The 3,677-nt window shown below is 73.6% G+C and carries 3 protein-coding genes; all 3 read right to left on the reverse strand.

Annotated features, from left to right (window positions below; translation table 11 throughout):
* Positions 1 to 169 precede the first annotated feature (169 nt).
* Positions 170 to 1,816, reverse strand: a complete 1,647-nt coding sequence (locus HYE82_RS34950) for a phospho-sugar mutase (protein ID WP_179178248.1) — start codon at positions 1,814 to 1,816, stop codon at positions 170 to 172.
* A 52-nt stretch (positions 1,817 to 1,868) separates the two neighbouring features.
* Positions 1,869 to 2,675, reverse strand: a complete 807-nt coding sequence (locus HYE82_RS34955) for a purine-nucleoside phosphorylase (protein WP_179178249.1) — start codon at positions 2,673 to 2,675, stop codon at positions 1,869 to 1,871.
* 117 nt (positions 2,676 to 2,792) lie between these two features.
* Positions 2,793 to 3,230, reverse strand: a complete 438-nt coding sequence (locus HYE82_RS34960; protein WP_179178250.1) for a gamma-glutamylcyclotransferase — start codon at positions 3,228 to 3,230, stop codon at positions 2,793 to 2,795.
* Positions 3,231 to 3,677 lie beyond the last annotated feature (447 nt).

Raw genomic sequence — 3,677 nt, forward strand, 5'->3', positions numbered from 1 at the left:
CCCCCACCCGCGACGCCCCCTCCTCGCAGGTTACGTCCGTACATCAGCCGACCACCGGCCTGACCGTCGAACGACTGCCGGAGCCAAAAGAACGACTGCCGGAGCCAAAAGAACGGACCCCGGACCGCGAGGTCCGGGGTCCGTCCATGTCAGCGGGCAGTGCTGCGGCTCAGAGGCCCATGGCCGCCGCGAGGTCCTTCTTGACCGCGTCCAGGACTTCCTGGCCGCGGACGCGGGCCGGCGCGAGGTCGGAGGCCTCGGCCACCGGGACGACGACCTCCAGGTAGCACTTCAGCTTGGGCTCCGTGCCGGACGGGCGGCAGATCACCCGGGCCTTGTAGTCGCCCTCCAGGTAGTAGCGCAGGCCGTCGGTGGGCGGGAGGGTGGCCGTGCCCTGGTTCAGGTCCTCCGCGGAGACGACGCGCAGGCCCGCCAGGGAGGCCGGGGGCTCGGCGCGCAGTGCGGCCATCGCGTTCGCGATGATCGACAGGTCCTCCACGCGGACCGACAGCTGGTCGGTGTGGTGCAGGCCGTGGGCCATCGCCAGGTCGTCCAGCAGGTCGGTCAGGGTGCGGCCCTGCTCCTTGAGCTCGGAGGCCAGCTCCGCCACCAGCAGGGCGGCGGTGACGCCGTCCTTGTCGCGGACGCCCTCCGGGTCCACGCAGTAGCCGAGCGCCTCCTCGTAGCCGTAGCGCAGGCCGTCGACGCGGGCGATCCACTTGAAGCCCGTCAGGGTCTCCTCGTGGCCGACGCCGGCCGCCTCCGCGATCCGGCCCAGGAGGCTGGAGGAGACGATCGACTCGGCGAAGACGCCGGTCGCGCCCTTGTGCACCAGGTGGGCGGCGAGCAGCGCGCCGACCTCGTCGCCGCGCAGCATCCGCCAGCCGCCGTTGTCGGGGACGGCCACGGCGCAGCGGTCGGCGTCCGGGTCGTTCGCGATGACGATGTCCGGCTGGACCTCGGAGGCCTTGGCGAAGGCCAGGTCCATGGCGCCCGGCTCCTCCGGGTTCGGGAACGCCACCGTCGGGAAGGCCGGGTCCGGCTCCGCCTGCTCGGCGACGAGCACCGGCTCGGGGAAGCCGTGCCGGGCGAAGGCCGCCAGGACGACGTCCTTGCCGACGCCGTGCATGGCCGTGTAGACGGTCCGCACGCCGCGGGCGGAGCCCGGGGTCAGGACGGCGTCCGTACGGGCCAGGTACGCCTCCAGGACCTCGTCGCCGAGTTCCTCCCAGCCGGAGTCGGGCCGCGGGACGGACGCGAGCGTCGTCACGCGGTCGATCTCGACCGCGATCTTCGTGTCCGCGGGGGACACGATCTGGGAGCCGTCGCCGAGGTAGACCTTGTAGCCGTTGTCCCGGGGCGGGTTGTGGCTCGCGGTCACCTCGACGCCGGCGACGGCACCGAGGTGCCGAATGGCGTACGCGAGGACGGGCGTCGGCAGCGGACGGGGCAGGACGGCGGCGCGCAGGCCCGCGCCGGTCATCACGGCGGCGGTGTCGCGGGCGAAGTCCGCGGACTTGTAGCGCGCGTCGTAGCCGATCACGACCAGGCCGCCGGTGTGGCCCTCGGCCTTCAGGTACGCGGCGAGGCCCGCCGCGGCCCGGATGACCACGGAGCGGTTCATCCGCATCGGGCCGGCGCCGAGCTCGCCGCGCAGCCCGGCGGTGCCGAACTGGAGGGTGCCGGAGAACCGGTCGGCCAGCTCGGCGGTGTCGTCCGCCTCGATGAGCCGCGCCAGCTCGTCCGCCGTCTCCCGGTCGGGGTCCTCGGCCAGCCAGGCCCGGGCCCGGGTGATCAGGTCGTCCTGTTCCTGCACTACTTCCGCCTTACCTCTCGTACGGTGCCTGTGCCTGTCCTGTGCCCGTTTGTCAGATGCGGGCGAGGACCTGGGTCAGCAGCGTGCCCATGCGCGCGGCCGAGTCGCGGCCCGCCTGGAGGACCTCTTCGTGGTTCAGCGGCTCGCCGGACAGGCCCGCCGCCAGGTTGGTGACCAGGGAGATGCCGAGCACCTCGGCGCCGGCCTCGCGGGCGGCGATGGCCTCCAGCACCGTGGACATGCCGACCAGGTCGGCGCCCAGGACGCGGACCATGTTGATCTCGGCCGGGGTCTCGTAGTGCGGGCCGGGGAACTGGGCGTACACGCCCTCTTCCAGGGTGGGGTCGATCTCCTTGCACATCGCGCGCAGCTTCGGCGAGTACAGGTCGGTCAGGTCCACGAAGTTCGCGCCGATGATGGGCGAGGCCGCGGTCAGGTTCAGGTGGTCGCTGATCAGGACCGGCTGGCCGGGCTGCATGCCCTCGCGCAGACCGCCGCAGCCGTTGGTCAGCACGATGGTCTTGCAGCCCGCGGCGACGGCGGTGCGGACACCGTGGGCGACGGCGGCGACGCCACGGCCCTCGTAGAAGTGGGTGCGGCCGAGGAAGACCAGCGCGCGCTTGTCGCCGATCTTGTACGAGCGGATCTTGCCGCCGTGGCCTTCGACGGCGGCCGGCGGGAAGCCGGGCAGCTCGGTGACGGGGAATTCGGACTCGGGGGCGCCCAGCGCCTCCGCGGCGGGAGCCCAGCCGGAGCCCATGACGAGGGCGACGTCGTGGGACTCGGCGCCGGTGAGCTCGCGCAGGCGCGCGGCGGCGGCGTCTGCGGCGGCGTGGGGGTCGGTAACAGATGCGTTCACGCAGAAGAGCGTAGCCCGGAATCGCCTACGCGCGTAGATGGCGCTGCTCACGGTGTTCGGATCGTTGCCTTGTCGTTTCCGCCGAATCGTCCGGAGGGCCCCGGATCCGCCGATCCCTCAGCAGGGGCGCTTGCGCAGCTCCATCACGTAGTCGTGCGGGGCGCCCGCGGACTCGGCGGCGTCGGCGATCTCGCCCAGGTAGCGCGCGGACGGCAGGCCGCCCTCGTACCCGTTCAGCACGTAGCACCAGGCGGCTTCCTCGCCGTCCAGGGTGTGCACGCGGATCCGCATCCGGCGGTAGATGTCGAGCCCGACACCCTCCCACCGGTCCATGGAGTCCTCGTCCAGCGGCGCGATGTCGTAGAGGGCGACGAAGACCTGCTGGCGGGGCGCTTCCACGACGGTGGCGAGGGCGCCCTCCCAGCCCATCTGCTCGCCGCCGAAGGTCAGCCGCCAGTCGTTGATCCAGCCCGTTCCGCGCAGCGGCGAATGCGGGGCGCGGCGCGACATCAGCCGCGGGTCGAGGTTGCCGGCGTACGCGGCGTAGAGCGACATGCAGTCGAGGGTACGGGAGGGGCGGGTGAGTATGCGTGCCCGGATGCCGACGGATGGACGCACGGCCGACAGCGGATCCGCGCCCGCACGGCGCGACCGGCGACGCCCGCACGGCGGGCCCGGTGGCGCACGGATGGCGGGACCGGTGGCGCGTGGCGGTCCGGGACGCGCGCATGGCGGACGGGTGACGTGTGCGCGGCGGGACCGGTGGCGCGCGTGGCGGGACCGGGGACGTGGCGGGACGGGTGACGTGTGCGCGGCGGACGGGTGACGCGTGCGCGGCGGGACCAGTTGCGCGCGTGGGGCGGCGGTACCGGCTGACGAGCGCGGCGGAGCCGGTGACGCGTGGGGCGGTGGGACCGGTGGCGCGTGGCGGTCAGGCGACGCGCGCGGGACCGGTGGCGCGTGGGGCGGCGGGACCGGCTGACGAGCGCGGCGGGGCCGGTG

The organism is Streptomyces sp. BR123, assembly GCF_013401435.1.
Classification (GTDB): Bacteria; Actinomycetota; Actinomycetes; order Streptomycetales; family Streptomycetaceae; genus Streptomyces.

Bases quoted from the DNA above. Each gene is read 5' to 3' on its own strand.
- HYE82_RS34960 (WP_179178250.1), bottom strand. From the start codon at position 3,230: ATGTCGCTCTACGCCGCGTACGCCGGCAACCTCGACCCGCGGCTGATG.